The sequence below is a fragment of the Synechococcales cyanobacterium CNB genome (assembly GCA_030263455.1).
GTDB lineage: Bacteria > Planctomycetota > Phycisphaerae > Phycisphaerales > UBA1924 > CAADGN01.
This window is the reverse complement of sequence record SZOZ01000001.1, coordinates 344,094-361,274: the sequence shown is the minus strand read 5'-3', so window position 1 is coordinate 361,274 and position 17,181 is coordinate 344,094. Positions and strand designations below refer to the sequence as shown.

Here is a 17,181-nt window from a genome sequence, read left to right as displayed (position 1 = left end):
CAACGCCACACGACGGAGCACCGGCTCCGTCTGCTCCGCCATCCACACCGTCCCGAATCCGCCCTCCCCGATCACCTGCAGCAACTTGTAGCGACCGACGACTGTGCCCGGAGACTCTTGCTGAGCGAGGGACGATCCGGCCCTTGGGCCGTCGGCGGTCGGTGCATCGTCAGGACGAGCAGTGGGCGCGATGAGGAACTCTTCCGCCGCTTCAAGTGCGGCAAGCAACGACTTGACCTCGGTCTGCAACCCAGGATCGCCGGCACACTCTCGCTCGATGAACCCCGTTCGCTCCCCTGGGGGCAACTCCGCGGCCGCCTCGAGGATTCTCCGAACCCGGTCCTTGCCCACGTGGGTCACCCCTCCGGAAGACTCGGGGCGTTCGCCTCGCGCTGGAGCTCGCGCGCGAGCCACGCACGGCCGTACGTCCAGTGCCTGTTGACCGTTCGCGTGGATACTCCAAGCGATGCCGCAGTCTGTTCCACGCTCAGCCCTGCGTAGAACCGAAGCCGCACGACTTCCGCTGCGTCGGGCGACTCGTGCTCAAAGCGACGGAAGACCCTGTCAAACGCCTCGATTCGATCAGGATCGTCGCCGGAGGCCAAATCGACTACACACGCCACGTCCAGAGGCAGCCTCGGTCGGCCTCCCCCCCGCTTCACCCGTCGCTTCGACTTGGCATGGTCGAGAAGGATGCGGCGCATGGCCTCTGCGGCCGCGGCGAAGAAATGGGCCTCATTCGCCCACGGCTTCTGACGACCCTCCGACAACCGCAGGAAGGCCTCATGGACAAGGGCGGTGGCTTGCAGAGTGTGGCTGGACCCCTCGGCCGCCATTGCACGCTGAGCGATGGCTCGAAGTTGGGCATAGACGGCGTCGAGGAGTTCGGGTGACGGCCTGATGCTCCTGGAACACCCGCGATGGCTCCCATCGTCATCGGTCATGCCCGCAGTGTAACAACTGCCTCATCGACATCCAGCCGCCACACGCGGGCAGCGGCGTCCATGCCGATCCGAGCGGCCTGCGGCGTACACTCGACGGCATGACACAGCCTTCACACTCTCTCTGGGGCGGCCGGTTCGCGGGTGGGCCGGACGCCGTCTTCAGGGCCATCAACGATTCCCTTGCCTTCGACTGGCGGCTGGTTCGCCAGGATATCGCCGGCTCGAAGGCCTGGGCGAGGGCCTTGGGTACGGCGGGCGTGCTGACCCCCGACGAGGTCGCACGACTCGAAATCGCGCTGACCGACCTTGACGAGGAGGTCACTCAGTCGCCAGAACCGCCCTGCGAATCCGGCGCCGAGGACGTCCACACCTGGGTCGAACGGCGGCTGGTCGCGATGCTCGGCCCGCTCGGCAAGAAACTGCACACGGGAAGGAGCCGCAACGATCAGGTGGCGACCGACCTGCGCTTGTGGTTGCGAGGGGCGATCGACGAACGGAGTGCGGAGTTGCGGGTGTTGCAGCGTGCGCTCGTCGCCCTCGCCGAACGCGAGATCGACACCCCGTTCCCGGGCTATACGCACCTGCAGCGCGCCCAGCCGGTCTTGCTCGCTCATTGGGCGCTCGCGCATGCTGACTCGTTTGACCGCGACGCAGCAAGGTTCGCCGATGCACGTGTGCGTGCGAACCTGTGCCCGCTGGGGTCGGCCGCGCTCGCCGGCACGGCCTATCCGATCGACCGTGCAGCGCTCGCCCGCGAACTCGGGTTTGACGGCCCAACCACCAACAGCATGGACGCGGTCGCCGACCGCGACTTTGTCGCCGAGACGCTCTCCGCGGCGGCCATCTGCGCCGTCCATCTCTCACGTCTCGGCGAGGAACTGATCCTCTACTCGTCGAGCGAGTTCGGGCTGGTCGAGATGGACGACGCCGTCACCAGCGGGTCTTCCATCATGCCGCAGAAGAAGAACCCCGACGGGTGCGAGCTCCTTCGCGGCAAGGCGGGTCGGATCATCGGCACGCACACCGGATTCCTCACCGCTCTGAAGGGCCTGCCGTTCGCGTACAACAAGGACTTGCAGGAGGACAAGGAACCCCTCTTTGACACGATGAACCAGTTGTCTCTCTGCCTGAATCTCGCCGAGCGCGTCGTCACCGGTTGCCGGTTCGACCGCGTTCGCTGCAGGGCGGCTGCCGTCGGCGGCCACGCGAACGCGACCGAACTCGCCGATTATCTGGTCGGCAAGGGCGTGCCTTTCCGGGATGCCCACGAGCAGACGGGCAGGCTTGTGCGCGAAGCCATTGCTCGCGGGTGTGCACTCGAAGACCTCCCTATCGACGACATTCGCACGCACGCCCCGGCGGCGGAAGAGGATGTCTATCCTCGGCTCACCCTCGATGCAACACTCGACAAGCGCAACGTCCTCGGGGGAACCGCGCCCGCGAAAGTCAGGCAGGCCGTCGTTGCGTTCAAGCAGAGGCTCGGTATCCGCGCCTGATCGGGTGCGCTGCGATCGCGCGCGTCAGCAGGTCACTCGTGCGGTGCGAGCGACCGCATCATTTCCGTGTCCACGTCCGGGAGCCAGCGCCTTGCCGTCGCGGCGTCGAACCGCTCTGGGAGGCCTGCCCGAATCCGTCCCGCCACGAACGTCACCAGTCGTTCGATGACCTCGCTCGGCGGCCGTGTCCCGCCGCACCAGTAGTCGTGGTCCACCCAGGCGAGCGTGACCACGTGCCGGGTGACGCCCCCGCCCGGTGCCGCGACGCGCACCTCGTACGACCATCCGCGATCGGTCTCGGTTTCCGCGCCAACCTGCACGAGGCTCATCGGTACGTCTCCCGGACCTAGAGTATCGGCCAGCCGTTCGACCCGCATGACGCCGGCGATCGACGGGCTGGCTTCGGACCCCGGGAAATCGCCGTGAGTTACTTCCTCGAGACCTTTCGCCTCGGACTCCGCAACCTCAGGCTGCACATGCTCCGGTCGTTTCTGACCGCCCTGGGCATCATCCTCGGCGTTGCGGCCGTCATCATCATGGTCTCGATCGGCGAAGGCTCGAAGCGGGAAGCCCTCCTGCAGCTCGAACAACTCGGCGCACGCAATCTCATCGTTCGATCGGAGCGCCCCGCGGACTCCATCACGCAGCAGGGCGGCCAGCAGACCGGCATGATCAGCCGCTACGGCCTGACCCGCGACGACCTGAAAGTCCTTCGAGACAACTTCCCGCATGCCGAGAGCATCGTCGCGCTCAAGGAAGTCGGCGGGCAGGTGCTCCGTGCCGACCGCGTGCGCACCAGCCAGGCCTTCGGGAGCACGCCGGAACTGCTCGGAGCGGCCGGGCTTCGCATCGCGCGAGGCCGTTTCCTCACGCAGCGCGACATCGACGAGGGCGCGATGGTCGCGGTCATCGGCAAGGAGGTCGCCCGTGCCCTCTTCCCCTACGAAGACCCGATCGGCCTGACCATCAACATCGACGACAAGGCCTTCACCGTCGTCGGCGTCCTGGCGCCCGTCGGCCTGGCGGGCGGGGCCGGCGCGAAACTCGTCGGCCGCGACATGAATCACGACGTCCACATCCCGGTCACGACCGCCAACGATGTCTTCGGCGACCTTGTCCTCCGCCGATCCGCCGGCTCCTTCACCGGAAACGAGGTCCAGGTGTCGGAGGTCTATATCGTCTCACCGGCCCGCGAAACCGTCCTCAGCGACGCTGCCCGCCTCCACCGGCTCATGGCCGTTCGCCACCCCGATCTGACGGACATCTCCATCATCGTCCCCTACGAACTCCTCGAACAGGCCAAACGCACCGCCCTCACGTGGCAGGTTGTGCTCGGCATGGTCGCGGGCATCTCGCTCCTCGTCGGCGGCATCGGCATCATGAACATCATGCTCGCCACCGTGCAGGAACGCACCCGCGAGATCGGCATCCGCAGGGCTGTCGGCGCGAAGCGATTCGACATCGTCTCGCAGTTCGTCGTCGAGACGGGGGTGCTCTCCGGCATCGGTGGCGTCATCGGCGTCGCCCTCGGCGTCGGCGCGAGCGTGCTGCTCGGCTACGCCGGGCCGTTCGTTCTCGAACTGCTCAAATCCGATGCCCAACTTCATACCCAGGTCACGGGCTGGTCCATCGCGGTTGCCTTCGTCGTCGCGACGATCACCGGGCTGATATTCGGAATCTACCCCGCGCGACAGGCGGCCAAGCAGGACCCCATCGTCGCCTTGCGGCACGATTGACATGAAGATAGCAACCGAGGCACGAGGCGTCGGGGCATCGTGCCGCAATCAGCCGCCAAGAAGCGAATCCAGTTCCTCGTCGATCGGGTTGCGGGCACGCTGGTCCTTCGGCCCCTTCTTTTTGCCGCCCTTCTCCTTCGGTTCGGCGAGTTCTTCGGCATTTGGAGCGCCGCCGGACGGTTCCGCGGGCTTGCCGGCCTGCTCGCGGACCTGCTTCTCACGTTCCATCTTCCGCTTGACAGCCTCGACCTTCGGCTTGTCAGGCGCGAGAATGATGCTCGCCTGTCGGCCCGCCCAGCGCGGCTCCGATTCGACCTTGGCCACGTCTGCAAGCTCGTCGCAAATCTCGCGCAGTCGGTCGATGCCCAGTTCCTTGTGCATCATCTCGCGCCCGCGGAATCGCTGCGTGATCTGCACCTTGTGCCCGTCGAGCAGGAACCGCCGCGCCTGATCGACGCGGATCTGGACGTCGTGCGGGTCGATCTTCACGGAGCGGCCGAGGCGGATCTCCTTGAGTTCCGATCCCTTCGACGAACTCTTCGTCTCCTTCTTCGAGAGTTCGTACTTGTACTTGCCGTAGTCCATGATCTTGCAGACCGGCGGCCTGGAGTCGGGCACGACCTCGACGAGATCCAGCCCCTGTTCCTGCGCCATGCGCAACGCCTCGGGCGTCTCGACGACGCCGATCTGCTCGTTGTCCGGGCCGACCAGCCGGACCGGGCTGATGCGGATCAGGTGATTGACGCGGATGCGTCGGACCGGCCCGGCGTCTCTGTAGAATCTTCGCCCTCTGATGTCATGCACTCCTGGTCTGGCAGGGGATGCCCCCGTGCGATCCAACGGCAACCCGCGGGGAGCGCTCCCCGCGATGACGGAGAAATGTGCGGACTGTGGGGGCCGGGGGCTGGGTCATGACCGCGCCGCCGAACGCCGCCCACGGGCGGAAGCGCCGGCCGCGATCGTCTGTGCCGAGTTGATCACCGCGCCGTGCCTCCGAACCCTGAACCCCGCCCCGCCGGGCCTGTCCCGGCAAGCGGTCCCCAAGCCTAACACGGGACCGACCCACAAGGCAAGCCCAATCCGGCTTCATCCGCGAAGAGCCAGCAGAACGACATTGAACGTGATGCTGATGACCGCAATCACGCACATGATGATGAACAGCGGCTCCTTGAATACCGACCCCGCCCCTGCGACCGTCGTGTCCACGGCGATCTCCGCCGGGGCTGCCGCCTCCGCCGCCGCAAGGCTCGCCACGGTGTCCGCCGGAAGCACGTCCTTGTGGGCGATCGGCGGTGTCTCACCCTTTCGGATCGCCCGGAGGTCGATCAGGAGATCGGTACAGTTCTGGTACCGCCGCCGCGGATCCTTGGCCATCATCATCTCGATGACCTCGCTGATCCCGGCCCCCAGTTTCGGATTGACGTGGTCCGGAGGGACAAGGTCCGCCTTCAGGTGCTTGTGCATCACCGCCGAGGGGTTCTTGCCGTCGAACGGCACAGACCCCGTCACCATGTGGTAGAGCGTCGCCCCCAGCGAGTAGATGTCCGCAGGCGGGGCGATGTTCTTCTCGCCACGGATCTGCTCCGGCGAGATGTAGTACGGCGTGCCGAAGGCCTTGCCCGCCTCGGCCTCCGCGGCCTCCTTGTCCGTGATCGCCCGCGCCAGGCCCATGTCCGCCAGTTTCGCGACGCCCTCCTTCGTCAGCATGACGTTCTTGGGCTTCACATCGCGGTGGATCAGGCCCTTCGAGTGCGCGTGCTCCAGCGCCTCAGCGACCTGGATCACCACGTCGAGCGCCTCCGCCTCGCTGAACCGCCGGTGCTTGGCGATGTCGTCGTAGACCGTGCGACCGTCCACGTACTCCATCACGAAGTAGTGGTGGTCGCCCGCCTTGCCGACGTCGAACGCCTGCACGATGTTGGGGTGGTTCAGCTGGGCCGCAGCGCGACCCTCGGCGTAGAACCGCTCGATGAACTGCGGATTCGCGGAATACTTCCGCGGCAGCACCTTGATCGCGACCATGCGGTCGAGGCTCAGTTGCTTGGCCTTGTACACCGTCGCCATCGCTCCCGCGCCGAGTTTCCCGAGGAGCTTGTAGCCGGGAATCTGCTGCCCTGATCGCTCGGCCTCGATGATCTGACGAAGCCTCGCCACCTGCCGTCGCGTGACGTACTCGTTGTCCACGAGCAGCTCAACCAGCGACCGCTGATTGGCCTCGACCTCACGCGCACGCCGAGACAGCTCAAGGCAGGCCTGCACCTCCTCGGACGTCGCCAGGCCTTGCTCAACCACGAGCCGACCGACGAGCGTGTCAACGTTCGTACCTCCTTTGGCGAGATCCTGGGGGGTATCCGTATCGTGAGACGAAGGCACGCTGTCCGTCGGCGGTGCGACGGGCTTGGTGTCACCGGGCCGCCCGGCGGTCCTGCTCTCGGTCAGGTCTGGTTCGCGGTGCGCCTGGCTCATCCGGTCGGCTGCCGTGCCCTTCCATCCCCCTCACGCGCGGGGGAACCGTAAATCCACCGCCGCGCCCTGTCAATGGTACATCCCCGAGGCTCCGCCTCGCGGTATCCCTTCCATCGGCCATACGAGAGATGGGCTTGGGTGGTTCTCCCCCTCTGCGATCGGGAGTTCGGTACACGGCTGGTGGTGTGTCGTCGCCACGCCGCGCTCGCTACGCTCCGGCAGCAAGGAGCGACGATGACCCGAACGGATGCGGGCAGAGCTTCCGAAGCCCCCGAACTGGACCACCTCCTGACCGACCTCACCGAGCCGCAGCGGCGAGCGGTCACCACCACCGAGGGGCCGCTCCTCGTTCTCGCGGCCGCGGGGTCCGGCAAGACCCGCGTCATCACGCGACGGATCGCCTACCTGATCGGGTGCGGTGTGCCGGCCTGGTCGATCCTTGCCCTGACCTTCACGAACAGGGCCGCGGGCGAGATGCGCGAGCGCGTCCATTCGCTCCTGAACCCGTCAAGCGACACCGAAGGCCCGGCCGCCCGGCGGGTACGCGGGCTGACGGTGACCACGTTCCACGCACTCTGCGCCCGCCTGCTGCGCCGCTACGCCGAGACGGCCAGGGCCGAGGGCGTCGATCTGGGCATCGGACCGGACTTCACCATCTACGACGCCGCGGATCAGGGTGCGCTGATGAAGAAGGTCATCGCATCGATCAACCTCTCGACGACGAACTGGCCTCCGGCCGCGATGCTCGCCGCGATCGGTCGTGCCAAGAACCGTCTTCAGACCGCCGACGCCTTCGCCGCCGAGGCGGGCGACTTCGCCGCGAAGACGACCGCCAAGATCCACAAAGCGTACGAGAAGGCTCTCCGCGCTGCCAACGCCGTCGATTTCGACGACCTGCTCCTGCTCACCGCGACGATGCTCACTCGCTCGAAATCGGTCCGCGATGACTGCCTCGATCGGTGGCAGTACCTGCTCATCGACGAGTACCAGGACACGAACCACGCTCAGTTCGTAATCGCCTCTCTGCTCGCGGGGGGGGGCGAGCAGGGGGCACGCCCCAATGTCTGTGTCGTCGGCGATCCCGATCAATCCATCTACTCATGGCGTGGCGCGGACATCACGAACATCCTCGAGTTCGAGGAGCGCTACCCCGACGCCGCCGTCATCATGCTCGGCGAGAACTTCCGCTCCACAGCGCCGATTCTCGGGGCGGCAGGCTCTGTCATCCGCCGTAACCGCATGCGCAAGCCTAAGGATCTCTTCACCTCCAAGCCCGGCGGCGAGCCTGTCACCGTCGCCTTCTGCGAGGACGAGCATGACGAGGCGAACCTTGTCGTGAGTTGGTTCCGTCGCCTTCGTGAAGAGGGGCTGGCCTGGCGAGACTTGGCCGTGCTGTACCGGACGAACGCCCTCTCCCGCGTGGTCGAAGACGCCCTTCGAGCGGCGGCCGCTCCGTACGTCGTCGCCAGGGGCACGGCGTTCTACCAGCGCGAGGAGGTCAGGCACGCACTCGCCTATCTGCGTGTGGTGGCGAACCCCGCCGATGATGTCTCGCTGAGTCGGATCGTGAACGTGCCGGCACGCGGCATCGGCGGAGCGACGCTGGCCGCGGTCGAGCTAGAGGCGGCACGCGCCGGCACGCCCCTCATCGACGCCATGCGCCGCGTCGAGTCCATCGCCGGCCTCTCAACCCGGGCCAGCGGCGCGATCCGCAAGTTCGTCTCCACGATCGACGGCTGGACCGGCGGAGGCACCTTCCTCGGCCAGAGCGTCGCCGGCACGCTCAGCGAACTCGTCGAGCGCGTCATCAAGGAGTCCGGCCTTGAGGCGATGTACGTCAAGCAGGCCGAGAGCGGCACCGAGACCGACCGCGAACGCCTCGACAACCTTGCCGAGGTCGTCTCGTCCGCGGCCGAGTTCGAGGCCGAGTACGATCCCGAGGCCGACCCGATGACCTTTCCCGGCGCCAGGGCCGCCGCGGACGGCGAGCCGCCCGCGACTCCCCCGCTTCTCGCGCTGCTCCGGGCGTACCTTGAACGCGTCTCACTTGTCGCCGATGCCGATGCCATTGACCCTGCCCAGGGCGCTGTGACCTTGATGACCCTCCACGCGGCCAAGGGCCTCGAATATCCCGCCGTGGCCATCATCGGCCTCGAAGAGGGCTGTCTGCCGCACGCACGCGCCTGGGAGTCCGAATCCGACCTTGAAGAGGAACGCCGCCTCTTCTTCGTCGGCATGACCAGGGCCATGCGGCGTCTCCAGATCTCAAGCGCTCGCACACGTACCCTGCGCGGTCGGACCGAACGCACCATCCCCAGCCGTTTCCTCGACGAAATCGACCCGTCGAACATCCGCATCGTCGACCTCGCAGAAGCCCAGGATCGCGACCACGATTCGGTCAACGACAGGTCCGCCCGCCCTGCTGCAGCAGCGACATCACCCTCAAGCGGCCGACTCGCGCAGGCGAAAGCTGCCTTCCCGCCGGGCTGCCGCGTCCGCCACCCGCAGTTCGGCACGGGCACGGTCCTCGACCTCGATGGAGGCACAAGCATCCGGGTCCGGGTCCGGTTCGGCCAGGTCGGCGACAAGACACTCATCCTCGAATACGCCCGCCTCCAGCGGCTCCCCTGAGGCGACCCGATGACCATCCGCCGCCAGCCGTCGGACTTCATGGTCGAGGAACAGCCCGCCCCCGGCTTCCTCGACTCCCTCCGCAACCGGCCCGGTCGAGATGCGCCGCACGCGGTCTACGCCCTCGCAAAGTCCTCGATCGCCACGCCAGACGCGGCCGGGTTTCTCGCCCGCGAACTCCGCGTCCGCCAGGGGCAGGTCGCCTACGCCGGGCTGAAGGACAAGCACGCCGAAACGCGACAACTCGTCTCGGTGCCCGCAACCCGGAGACCCGCGGAGCGCGTCGAAGGCCGAGGCTGGTCCGCCGAACTGCTCGGATTCACCGGTCAGCCCATGACTGCCGAATGCATCGCTGGCAATCGATTCAGGATCGTCGTCCGTGACTTGACCCGCGAACGAGCACGCACGATGGAGCGAAGGGCCGCTGCGCTCCGGCCCCATGACGAACCGGGCTCACTCCTCGTCGTCAACTACTTCGGCGATCAACGCTTCGGTTCCGCCCGGCATGGCCAGGGATGGGTCGCCCGTCACCTCATCCGAGGCGAGTTCGAGCAAGCCCTTCGCCTCGCCATCGGCACACCTTCGCGCAAGGACGCCGGTCGCACTCGGCGCATCACCCGAGCCTGTGCCACCGCCTGGGGACACTGGAGCGACCTCGTCGCCCAACTCCCCCGCTGCCCCGAGCGAGCGGCGTTCGAGGTGCTCGCCTCGGGTGGCTCGTTCCGTGATGCGTTCGCCGCGCTCCCCTACTTCACACAGGCCATGAGCGTCGAGGCTTACCAATCGTACCTGTGGAACCAGGCGGCCCGTCTCCTCGCCCGGCAGATCGCGGATGAGACGCCTCCCACCGAATCGGGCGGTACGGTACGCATCCGAGGCCCCCGACTCCTGCGATCCGACGATCCCTTCGGGGAGATGCTCTTCCCGGTCGCGGCCTCGGTCGGCGAGCGGTGGCGCACGCTCATACTCCCCCTGCTCTCCCGGCGCACGCGGCTCGAAGACCCCTGGTCGCAAGCCGCAGCGACTGTTCTTGCCGAGCAAGGCCTGACGCTCGATGGCCTCCGCATCCCTGGACTCCGGCGTCCGTTCTTCGGCGAGGCGCCCCGACCGCTCTTCGTTCATGCGGAGGGGTTTGCACTGTCCCGCGCTGAGGCCGACGAACTGACCCCGGGGCGATTGCGTGTTACAGTTTCGTTCGATCTGTCCCGTGGGGCGTACGCCACGGTCGTGCTTCGTGCGCTCGGGGAATGAGGCGCGGATCGCGACAGGCCCATGCCCATATCCTCGATACCCGCCGGAACGGGCACGGACAGGAGTCTGACGCATGAACCGCCGATTGGCCGCTGCATTGCTGGCCTGCATCGCGTCGGTAGCGCTCGGGTGGAGCGCGCCAGGACACCGGACCATCACGCACGCCGCGATCTCGCTGTTGCCGGACGAGATGCCCGCCTGGGTGCGCGACCCCGCCATCGCCGCGCAGATCGCCTACCAGTCGAACGAGCCGGACCGATGGCGTGGCACGCGCCTGCCCGTGCTCGAACACGAGAACGGCCCGGACCACTACCTAGACGCCGAACTCCTGGGCGACGTGGGCCTGACACTCCGCACGCTCCCTGCTCTTCGGTACGACTTCGTTCTCGCCATCGGCCGCGCACGCCCCGCGGGAGAACGACGCGGCGTCACGGGGCCGGACGTCGGCAAGGTCGGCTTCCTCCCCTACGCGATCGCTGAGCACTACGCGAAACTCGTCTCCAGTTTCAATACTGTCCGCATCCTCGAACATCTGGACGACCCCGGGCGCGCTCACCAACTCGCCGCGGCCCGGGCCAACGCTGTCTACCACATGGGCCAACTGAGCCACTTCGTTGGCGATGCCGCGCAGCCGCTCCACACCACGATCCACCACCACGGCTGGGTCGGCCCGAACCCGAAGGGGTACACCACCGCGTATGCCTTCCATCGCTACATCGACGGCGACATTGTCGAATGGCACGCCCTGAATGTCGAAGGCCTAGGGCCGTTCCTCGCCACCACGCCGCGCATCGAAGCGGAAGGCGTGTGGGACGCTGTGATCGCCCACGTCGAGCGCAGCCACGCTGCGGTCGAGCCTCTCTACGTCATGGAGAAGTCCGGCGCGCTGCGAGAGGACGCGGGACGAGCGTTCATCGCCGAGCGCATGGCCGACGCTGCGATGACGCTCGCGGGCCTGTACTGGTCCGCGTGGCGGGCAGCCGAACCGACCGCTCAGCAGGTTCAGGACTGGGTCCGGTACAATGCGCTCGACGCCGAGGCCGGCTGGCGGCAGCGAACCAGATGATCAAGATCTCGCTTATCTTCCTCGGGGCTGGACTCGGCGGGGTTCTCCGGTACGGACTGGCCGGGTGGGTCCAGGGAATGTCCGGCTCGACCTTCCCCACCGGCACACTCGCCGTGAACGCTCTCGGCTGCCTGCTCGTCGGCTTCTGCGCCGCGGCCTTCGCGGGTCCGGTGCTGATCCGGGAGGAGTACCGCCTCGCCCTCCTCGTCGGCTTGCTCGGCGGCTTCACCACGTTCTCGACGTTTGGCAAGGAGACGCTCGCCCTCGCCGCGGACAGGCAGTGGTTGTTCGTCGCCCTGAACCTCCTGCTAAGCAACGGCCTCGGCCTGCTCGCCGTCTGGGCAGGCATGAAGGTCGCCCATCGCATCTACGGGGTATAGCCATGACCATCCCGGAGTCGGGCGTTCTGCTGCGGATCTTCATCGGCGAGAGCGACCGCTGGCAAGGCAAGCCGCTCTATGAGGCCATCGTCCTCAAGGCCCGGGAGCTCCATCTCGCCGGCGCGACCGTACTCCGCGGCCCGATGGGCTTCGGCGCGAACTCGCGGCTCCACACGACCAAGATCCTCCGGCTCTCAGAAGACCTCCCGATGGTGATCGAGATCGTGGACAGTCGGGAGAAGATCGAAACACTGCTGCCGCACCTTGACCAGATGGTGAACGAAGGGCTGGTCACGCTCGAGAACGTCCGTGTGTATCGCTATCGCGCGTCGGACCAGCCGAAGCCCTGACAGCGATGCTGCCTCAGAACAAGGCACGCAGACCGAACCCGAGCGCGACGCTGCACGCGAGCACGCGCAGCGTCCCCCACTTCGCGCCGAATACGAGCACGAACGCCACACCCACGACCGCGAGCGAAGCCCAGTCAACCGTTCCGGGTCGAGGGAGCAACACGCTCCCTGGACCTAACGCGACCGTGAACGTTTCGCGGAAAAGCGTGTGCAGGCCGAACCAGACAGCAAGGTTCAGGATCACGCCGACAATCGCCGCCGTGATCGCCGACAGCCCGGCCGTGAGCGTCTCCCGCCCGCGCAACGCCTCGACGTAGGGCGCGCCGACGAAAATCCACAGGAAGCACGGCGCGAAAGTCACCCACGTCACCAGCGCGGATGCGAGCGTGCCCGCGACCAGCGGGTGCAACCCGCCCGAATCGCGGAACGCGCCCATGAACCCCACGAACTGCACGACCTGAATGAGCGGGCCCGGCGTCGTTTCCGCCATGCCCAAGCCGTCAAGCATCTCGCCCGGCGCGAGCCAGCCGAACCGCTCCACGGCCTGCTGGGCGACGTACGCGAGCACGGAGTACGCCCCGCCGAAGGTCACGACCGCCGCCTTGCTGAAAAAGACCGCCTCCTGCGTGTAGACGCTCGACCGGCCCAGCAATGCTGCCAGCGCTCCGACTGGCGTGAGCCAGATCGCGCCCCAGACGATCGCAGTACGGATCGCCCTTGCCAAGTTCGGCTGCGCGTGATCGAGCCTGCCATCGCCCAGCGCAGTATCCAGCAGACCGGGTTCCGTGTTCTTGCCCGCGCCGTGCCCGCCAACGACTCTGAATGAACCCGGCGCAAAGCGCCCTCCAAGCAGGCCGATCACTCCGGCGCCGATTACAATGACCGGGAACGGCAGCCGGAGCAGGTGGATGCCGACGAACGCCGCGGCTGCGATGGCGACCATCACCCAGTTCTTGAGCACGCGCCGGCCGATCCGCAGCACAGCCTGCACGACGATCGCGAGCACGCCCGCCTTCACGCCGAAGAAGAGGGTTTCGATCGTCCACGAGTCGTGAAACGCGGCATACGCGAGGCTCAACGCGAGGATCGAGAGGAAACCGGGCAGCACGAAGAGCGTTCCCGCGAGCAGCCCACCCGCCGTCCGGTGCATGAGCCACCCAACGTACGTCGCCAGTTGCATCGCCTCGGGGCCGGGCAGGAGCATGCAGTAGTTCAGAGCGTGCAGGAATCGCCGCTCGCCGATCCACCGCTTTTCTTCGACAAGGATGCGGTGCATGACGGCGATCTGCCCCGCGGGCCCGCCGAAACTCTGCAGACCGACCATCGCCCAGACTCGCAGCGCTTCACGCCAGGAGACCTTCGGGCGGGATGCAGGGGGCCGCTGCTGCATCATCTTCACGGGAACGTCGTCGTCGAACGCGTCCAGCTCGCCGTGCGTCGAAGCCTCCGGCCCGGACAGCCCGTATCGGTCGATGATCCGCACGCACGCGTTCCATCGCAGCACCGCGTCGTCGTTCCCCTCCGGGGCGATCGCTTCCGCGGCGTCGTAATGGTCCATCGCCGACCGGAAGAAGCCGTACGCGACCTCCGGCTGGTAACCGCCCAGCAGAAGGGCCTTCGCCCACCGCTCGTCGATCACGCCCGCGTAGTACGCCCGCTCGTACTCGCTCGGCAGCCGGATCAGCAGCGCACGCACCTCGTCGGGCTTGACCTCGAAGACGTGGAAGAGGTCCGTCAGCGCGAGGATAAGACAAACGCTTGCGTCATGGTTGCCCGGGTCGACGGCCAGCACGTCGCGGCAGATGCTCTCGGCCTCGCGCGGCTCGTTCAGCAGCCGATACCGCTCGGCCTTCGCGATCGCCCGCGACACGGACTCCTTCGAGATGGGCTTGAGATCGGCCATGGTCGCCTCCGTCCGCGGAACGAGCCGTCACGCCCCCGTATCCGGCTTGCGCGGCCGGAAGATGCGAAACAGCCGGGTCAGCGGATCGTAGAACTCGTCCACCACCCGCTCCTTGAGCGGGATGATCGCGTTGTCCGTGATTGTGATGTGCTCCGGGCACACCTTCGTGCAGCACTTCGTGATGTTGCAGTACCCGATGCCGTCCTTGTCTCGCAGGTCGCCGACCCGGTCCTCGACGTCCAGCGGGTGCATTTCGAGCGCGGCCGCGTACACGAAGTGCCGCGGGCCGGCGAACTCCTCGTGCTTGTGGTGATCCCGCAGCACGTGGCAGACGTCCTGGCACAGGAAGCACTCGATGCACTTGCGGAACTCCTGCACGCGATCCACATCCGCTTGCTGCATCCGCCACGTGCCGTCCGGCGCGTCCGGCCTGCGCGGTCTGAAGTGCTTGATCCGCTTCTTCACACGGAAGTTCCACGAGACGTCGGTTACCAGATCCTTCACGTGCGGGAACGCCCGCAGCGGTTCGATCATGACCGGCATCGAGAGGTCGAGGTCGCTCAGCCGCGTCATGCACATCAGCCGCGGCTTGCCGTTGATCTCCGCCGAGCACGAGCCGCACTTCCCCGCCTTGCAGTTCCATCGGCACGCCAGGTCCGGCGCGGACTCCGCCTGCACCTGGTGCACGGCGTCGAGAACAACCATGCCCTCGGTCACCTCGGTCGAGTAGTCTTTGAACGCCGCGGACTCGCCGCTGCCTCGCGTGATGCGGAATGTCGCTCTGGGCATGGGTGCCTCGCGCTGGAATCGCCGTCGTCAGAACCAGTTTTTGTTGCCCGCGATGTAGGTGTTGTAGAAGTCCTCGTCAGATTTCACGAGGTAGATGATCCCCTCGATCAGCCCGATGATGGCCGGAATGAAGGAGAGAAGCCCGAGCGAGATGACGGAAACCAGCAGCATGATGACGCCGGGAACCGTCTTGCCCAAGATGAACTTGTGGACGCCGAGCGCGCCCAGCAGGATGCCGCAAATGCCGGCCGCGATCTTCTTGCCCTGAATATTGGATGCTGACTCTGCCATCATGCGTTCTCCAATGAGAGATCAGGCGTTGTTGTCTGCGATGACGGCCTTCAGGTCGTCCCGCAAGGGTGCCAGCGCTTCCCGTTTCAGCCGCATCGAGCCGTCCTGCCCCCTGCTCACGATCGTGTTGTGCCGCGCGTACTCCTCGCTCTTGTCCGGATGATCCTCGCGGAAGTGCGCCCCCCGGCTCTCGCGGCGGTCCAGCGCGGACCTCGCAACCGCTTCCGAAACCGCGAGCAGGTTGTCGAGGTCCAGCGCGGTATGCCAGCCGGGGTTGTATTCCCTGTTGCCCTCCACTCGCGTGGTTGCCGCACGCCGGCGCAATGTCGCCAGCCCATCCAGCGCAGCGGCCATGTCCGCCTCCGTGCGCACGATGCCGACTTTGTCCTGCATCATGTCCTGCAGGTCGTGCTGGATCGCGTACGGGTTCTCTCCCGTCTCCCTGTCAAAAGGCGCGAGCGCGGCCGCCGCGGCGTCCTGCACCTGCCCCGCGTCCGGTGCAGGCGGAGGATTCGCCTTCGCCCACGCCGCCGCGTGCTCGCCCGCCCGCTTGCCGAAGACCAGCAGGTCGGAGAGCGAGTTGCCGCCAAGCCGGTTCGCGCCGTGCAATCCGGCCGCCACCTCACCGGCCGCGAACAGCCCCGGAACCGTGGACATCTGGGTCACGCCGTCCACACGCACGCCGCCCATGGCATAGTGCGTTGTCGGCCCGACTTCCATCGGCTCTGCCGTGATGTCCACGCCCGCCAGTTCCTTGAACTGGTGGTACATGCTCGGCAGTTTCTTGCGGATGTGTTCCGGCGCGTTGGGAATCTTCTCTCTGATCCAGGCGATGTCGAGGAACACGCCGCCGTGCGGGCTGCCCCGGCCCGCCTTGATCTCCCGCACGATGCACCGCGCGACATGATCCCGCGTGAGCAGTTCCGGCGGGCGGTTCGCGTTCTTGTCGCCGGTCACGTACCGCCAGCCCTCCTCGGCGTCCTTGGCGGTCTGGTTCTTGTAGAGGTCCGGCACATCGTTGAACATGAACCGCTCGCCGCGGTTGTTCAGGAGCCGACCGCCTTCGCCACGCACACCTTCCGTCACCAGGATCCCCCGCACGCTCGGCGGCCAGACCATCCCCGTCGGGTGGAACTGGACGAACTCCATGTCCATGAGGTCCGCGCCGGCGTAGTACGCGAGCGAATGCCCGTCGCCCGTGTACTCCCACGAGTTGCTGGTGATCTTGTACGCACGCCCGATCCCGCCGGTCGCCAGCACCACCGCCCCTGCCCGGAACACTCGGAACCGGCCTCGCTCGCGGTCATAGCCGAACGCCCCGACGACGCGCTCGCCGTCCTTCAGCAGGCGCGTCACCGTGTGCTCCATGTAGAACTCGATGCCGCGGTGGATGCCGTGATCCTGGAGCGTGCGGATCATCTCCAGCCCCGTTCTGTCGCCGACGTGCGCCAGCCTGGGGTACTTGTGTCCGCCGAAGTTCCGCTGGAGGATGCGCCCGTCCTTCGTGCGATCGAAGAGCGCGCCCCACGCCTCGAGTTCCTTCACCCGGTCCGGGGCCTCCTTTGCATGAATCTCGGCCATCACCCAGTTGTTCAGGTACTGACCGCCGCGCATCGTGTCTGCGAAGTGGACCTTCCACCCGTCACGATCGTCCACGTTCGCCAGGGCAGCCGCCACGCCCCCCTCGGCCATCACCGTGTGCGCCTTGCCCAGCAGCGACTTGCATACGACACCGACGGACACGCCCGCCGCCGAGGCCTCGATTGCTGCCCGAAGCCCGGCCCCGCCGGCCCCGATGACGAGAACGTCATGCTCGTGTGTCTGGTAGTCGGTCATGGCGTGCGTTCAACCCACGGGCGTCCGCCCGCTTCGGTGCTC

Annotated in this window: 16 protein-coding genes; 7 read left to right on the top strand and 9 right to left on the bottom strand. The window is 66.8% G+C overall.

The window, feature by feature from the left end; translation table 11 throughout:
- Positions 1-351 (bottom strand): serine/threonine protein kinase (locus tag FBT69_01650; protein MDL1903503.1); only part of this gene is annotated, 351 nt, incomplete at its 3' end.
- 5 nt (positions 352-356) lie between these two features.
- Complete coding sequence (locus FBT69_01645; GenBank protein ID MDL1903502.1) at positions 357-944, bottom strand: sigma-70 family RNA polymerase sigma factor; 588 nt, start codon at positions 942-944, stop codon at positions 357-359.
- Positions 945-1,042: 98 nt separating this feature from the next.
- Here FBT69_01645 and argH point away from each other — a divergent pair, with 98 nt between their 5' ends.
- Positions 1,043-2,440 (top strand): argininosuccinate lyase, encoded by a 1,398-nt coding sequence (gene argH / locus FBT69_01640; GenBank protein ID MDL1903501.1) that lies wholly within the window; start codon positions 1,043-1,045, stop codon positions 2,438-2,440.
- A 32-nt stretch (positions 2,441-2,472) separates the two neighbouring features.
- On the opposite strand, the gene FBT69_01635 is transcribed toward argH, so the two are convergent.
- Positions 2,473-2,769, bottom strand: coding sequence for a hypothetical protein (locus FBT69_01635; GenBank protein ID MDL1903500.1), 297 nt, complete (start codon positions 2,767-2,769; stop codon positions 2,473-2,475).
- Positions 2,770-2,862: 93 nt separating this feature from the next.
- Here FBT69_01635 and FBT69_01630 point away from each other — a divergent pair, with 93 nt between their 5' ends.
- Positions 2,863-4,176: an FtsX-like permease family protein gene (locus FBT69_01630; GenBank protein MDL1903499.1), complete on the top strand. Its 1,314-nt coding sequence runs from the start codon at positions 2,863-2,865 to the stop codon at positions 4,174-4,176.
- A 48-nt stretch (positions 4,177-4,224) separates the two neighbouring features.
- On the opposite strand, the gene FBT69_01625 is transcribed toward FBT69_01630, so the two are convergent.
- Both FBT69_01625 and FBT69_01620 read right to left on the bottom strand, forming a co-directional pair.
- Positions 4,225-5,046, bottom strand: coding sequence for a translation initiation factor IF-3 (locus FBT69_01625; GenBank protein ID MDL1903498.1), 822 nt, complete (start codon positions 5,044-5,046; stop codon positions 4,225-4,227).
- 216 nt (positions 5,047-5,262) lie between these two features.
- On the bottom strand, positions 5,263-6,642 hold the full coding sequence (locus FBT69_01620) for a serine/threonine protein kinase (protein MDL1903497.1): 1,380 nt from the start codon (positions 6,640-6,642) through the stop codon (positions 5,263-5,265).
- 72 nt (positions 6,643-6,714) lie between these two features.
- On the opposite strand from FBT69_01620, the gene FBT69_01615 reads away from it, so the two are divergent.
- The 5 genes from FBT69_01615 to FBT69_01595 all read left to right on the top strand — a co-directional run bounded on the left by FBT69_01615 (position 6,715) and on the right by FBT69_01595 (position 12,320).
- On the top strand, positions 6,715-9,273 hold the full coding sequence (locus tag FBT69_01615) for a hypothetical protein (protein ID MDL1903496.1): 2,559 nt from the start codon (positions 6,715-6,717) through the stop codon (positions 9,271-9,273).
- Positions 9,274-9,282: 9 nt separating this feature from the next.
- A complete protein-coding gene (truD, locus tag FBT69_01610) occupies positions 9,283-10,524 on the top strand; it encodes a tRNA pseudouridine(13) synthase TruD (GenBank protein MDL1903495.1) in 1,242 nt (413 codons plus the stop codon).
- Between the two features lie 73 nt (positions 10,525-10,597).
- Positions 10,598-11,590, top strand: a complete 993-nt coding sequence (locus tag FBT69_01605) for a hypothetical protein (protein MDL1903494.1) — start codon at positions 10,598-10,600, stop codon at positions 11,588-11,590.
- Positions 11,587-11,970, top strand: coding sequence for a fluoride efflux transporter CrcB (gene crcB / locus FBT69_01600; protein ID MDL1903493.1), 384 nt, complete (start codon positions 11,587-11,589; stop codon positions 11,968-11,970). The genes FBT69_01605 and crcB overlap by 4 nt, the downstream gene beginning before the upstream one ends.
- A 2-nt stretch (positions 11,971-11,972) precedes the next feature.
- Positions 11,973-12,320: a DUF190 domain-containing protein gene (locus FBT69_01595; GenBank protein MDL1903492.1), complete on the top strand. Its 348-nt coding sequence runs from the start codon at positions 11,973-11,975 to the stop codon at positions 12,318-12,320.
- Positions 12,321-12,333: 13 nt separating this feature from the next.
- Here the strand turns inward: FBT69_01595 and chrA are convergent, their stop codons facing one another.
- The 4 genes from chrA to FBT69_01575 form a co-directional block, all read right to left on the bottom strand.
- Positions 12,334-13,713, bottom strand: a complete 1,380-nt coding sequence (gene chrA / locus FBT69_01590) for a chromate efflux transporter (GenBank protein ID MDL1903491.1) — start codon at positions 13,711-13,713, stop codon at positions 12,334-12,336.
- 537 nt (positions 13,714-14,250) lie between these two features.
- On the bottom strand, positions 14,251-15,012 hold the full coding sequence (locus FBT69_01585) for a succinate dehydrogenase/fumarate reductase iron-sulfur subunit (protein ID MDL1903490.1): 762 nt from the start codon (positions 15,010-15,012) through the stop codon (positions 14,251-14,253).
- Between the two features lie 27 nt (positions 15,013-15,039).
- Positions 15,040-15,303 carry a TM2 domain-containing protein gene (locus FBT69_01580; protein MDL1903489.1) on the bottom strand — a complete coding sequence of 88 codons (264 nt, stop codon included), beginning with the start codon at positions 15,301-15,303 and terminating at the stop codon, positions 15,040-15,042.
- A 21-nt stretch (positions 15,304-15,324) separates the two neighbouring features.
- Positions 15,325-17,139, bottom strand: coding sequence for a fumarate reductase/succinate dehydrogenase flavoprotein subunit (locus FBT69_01575; GenBank protein ID MDL1903488.1), 1,815 nt, complete (start codon positions 17,137-17,139; stop codon positions 15,325-15,327).
- Between the last annotated feature and the right edge of the window lie 42 nt (positions 17,140-17,181).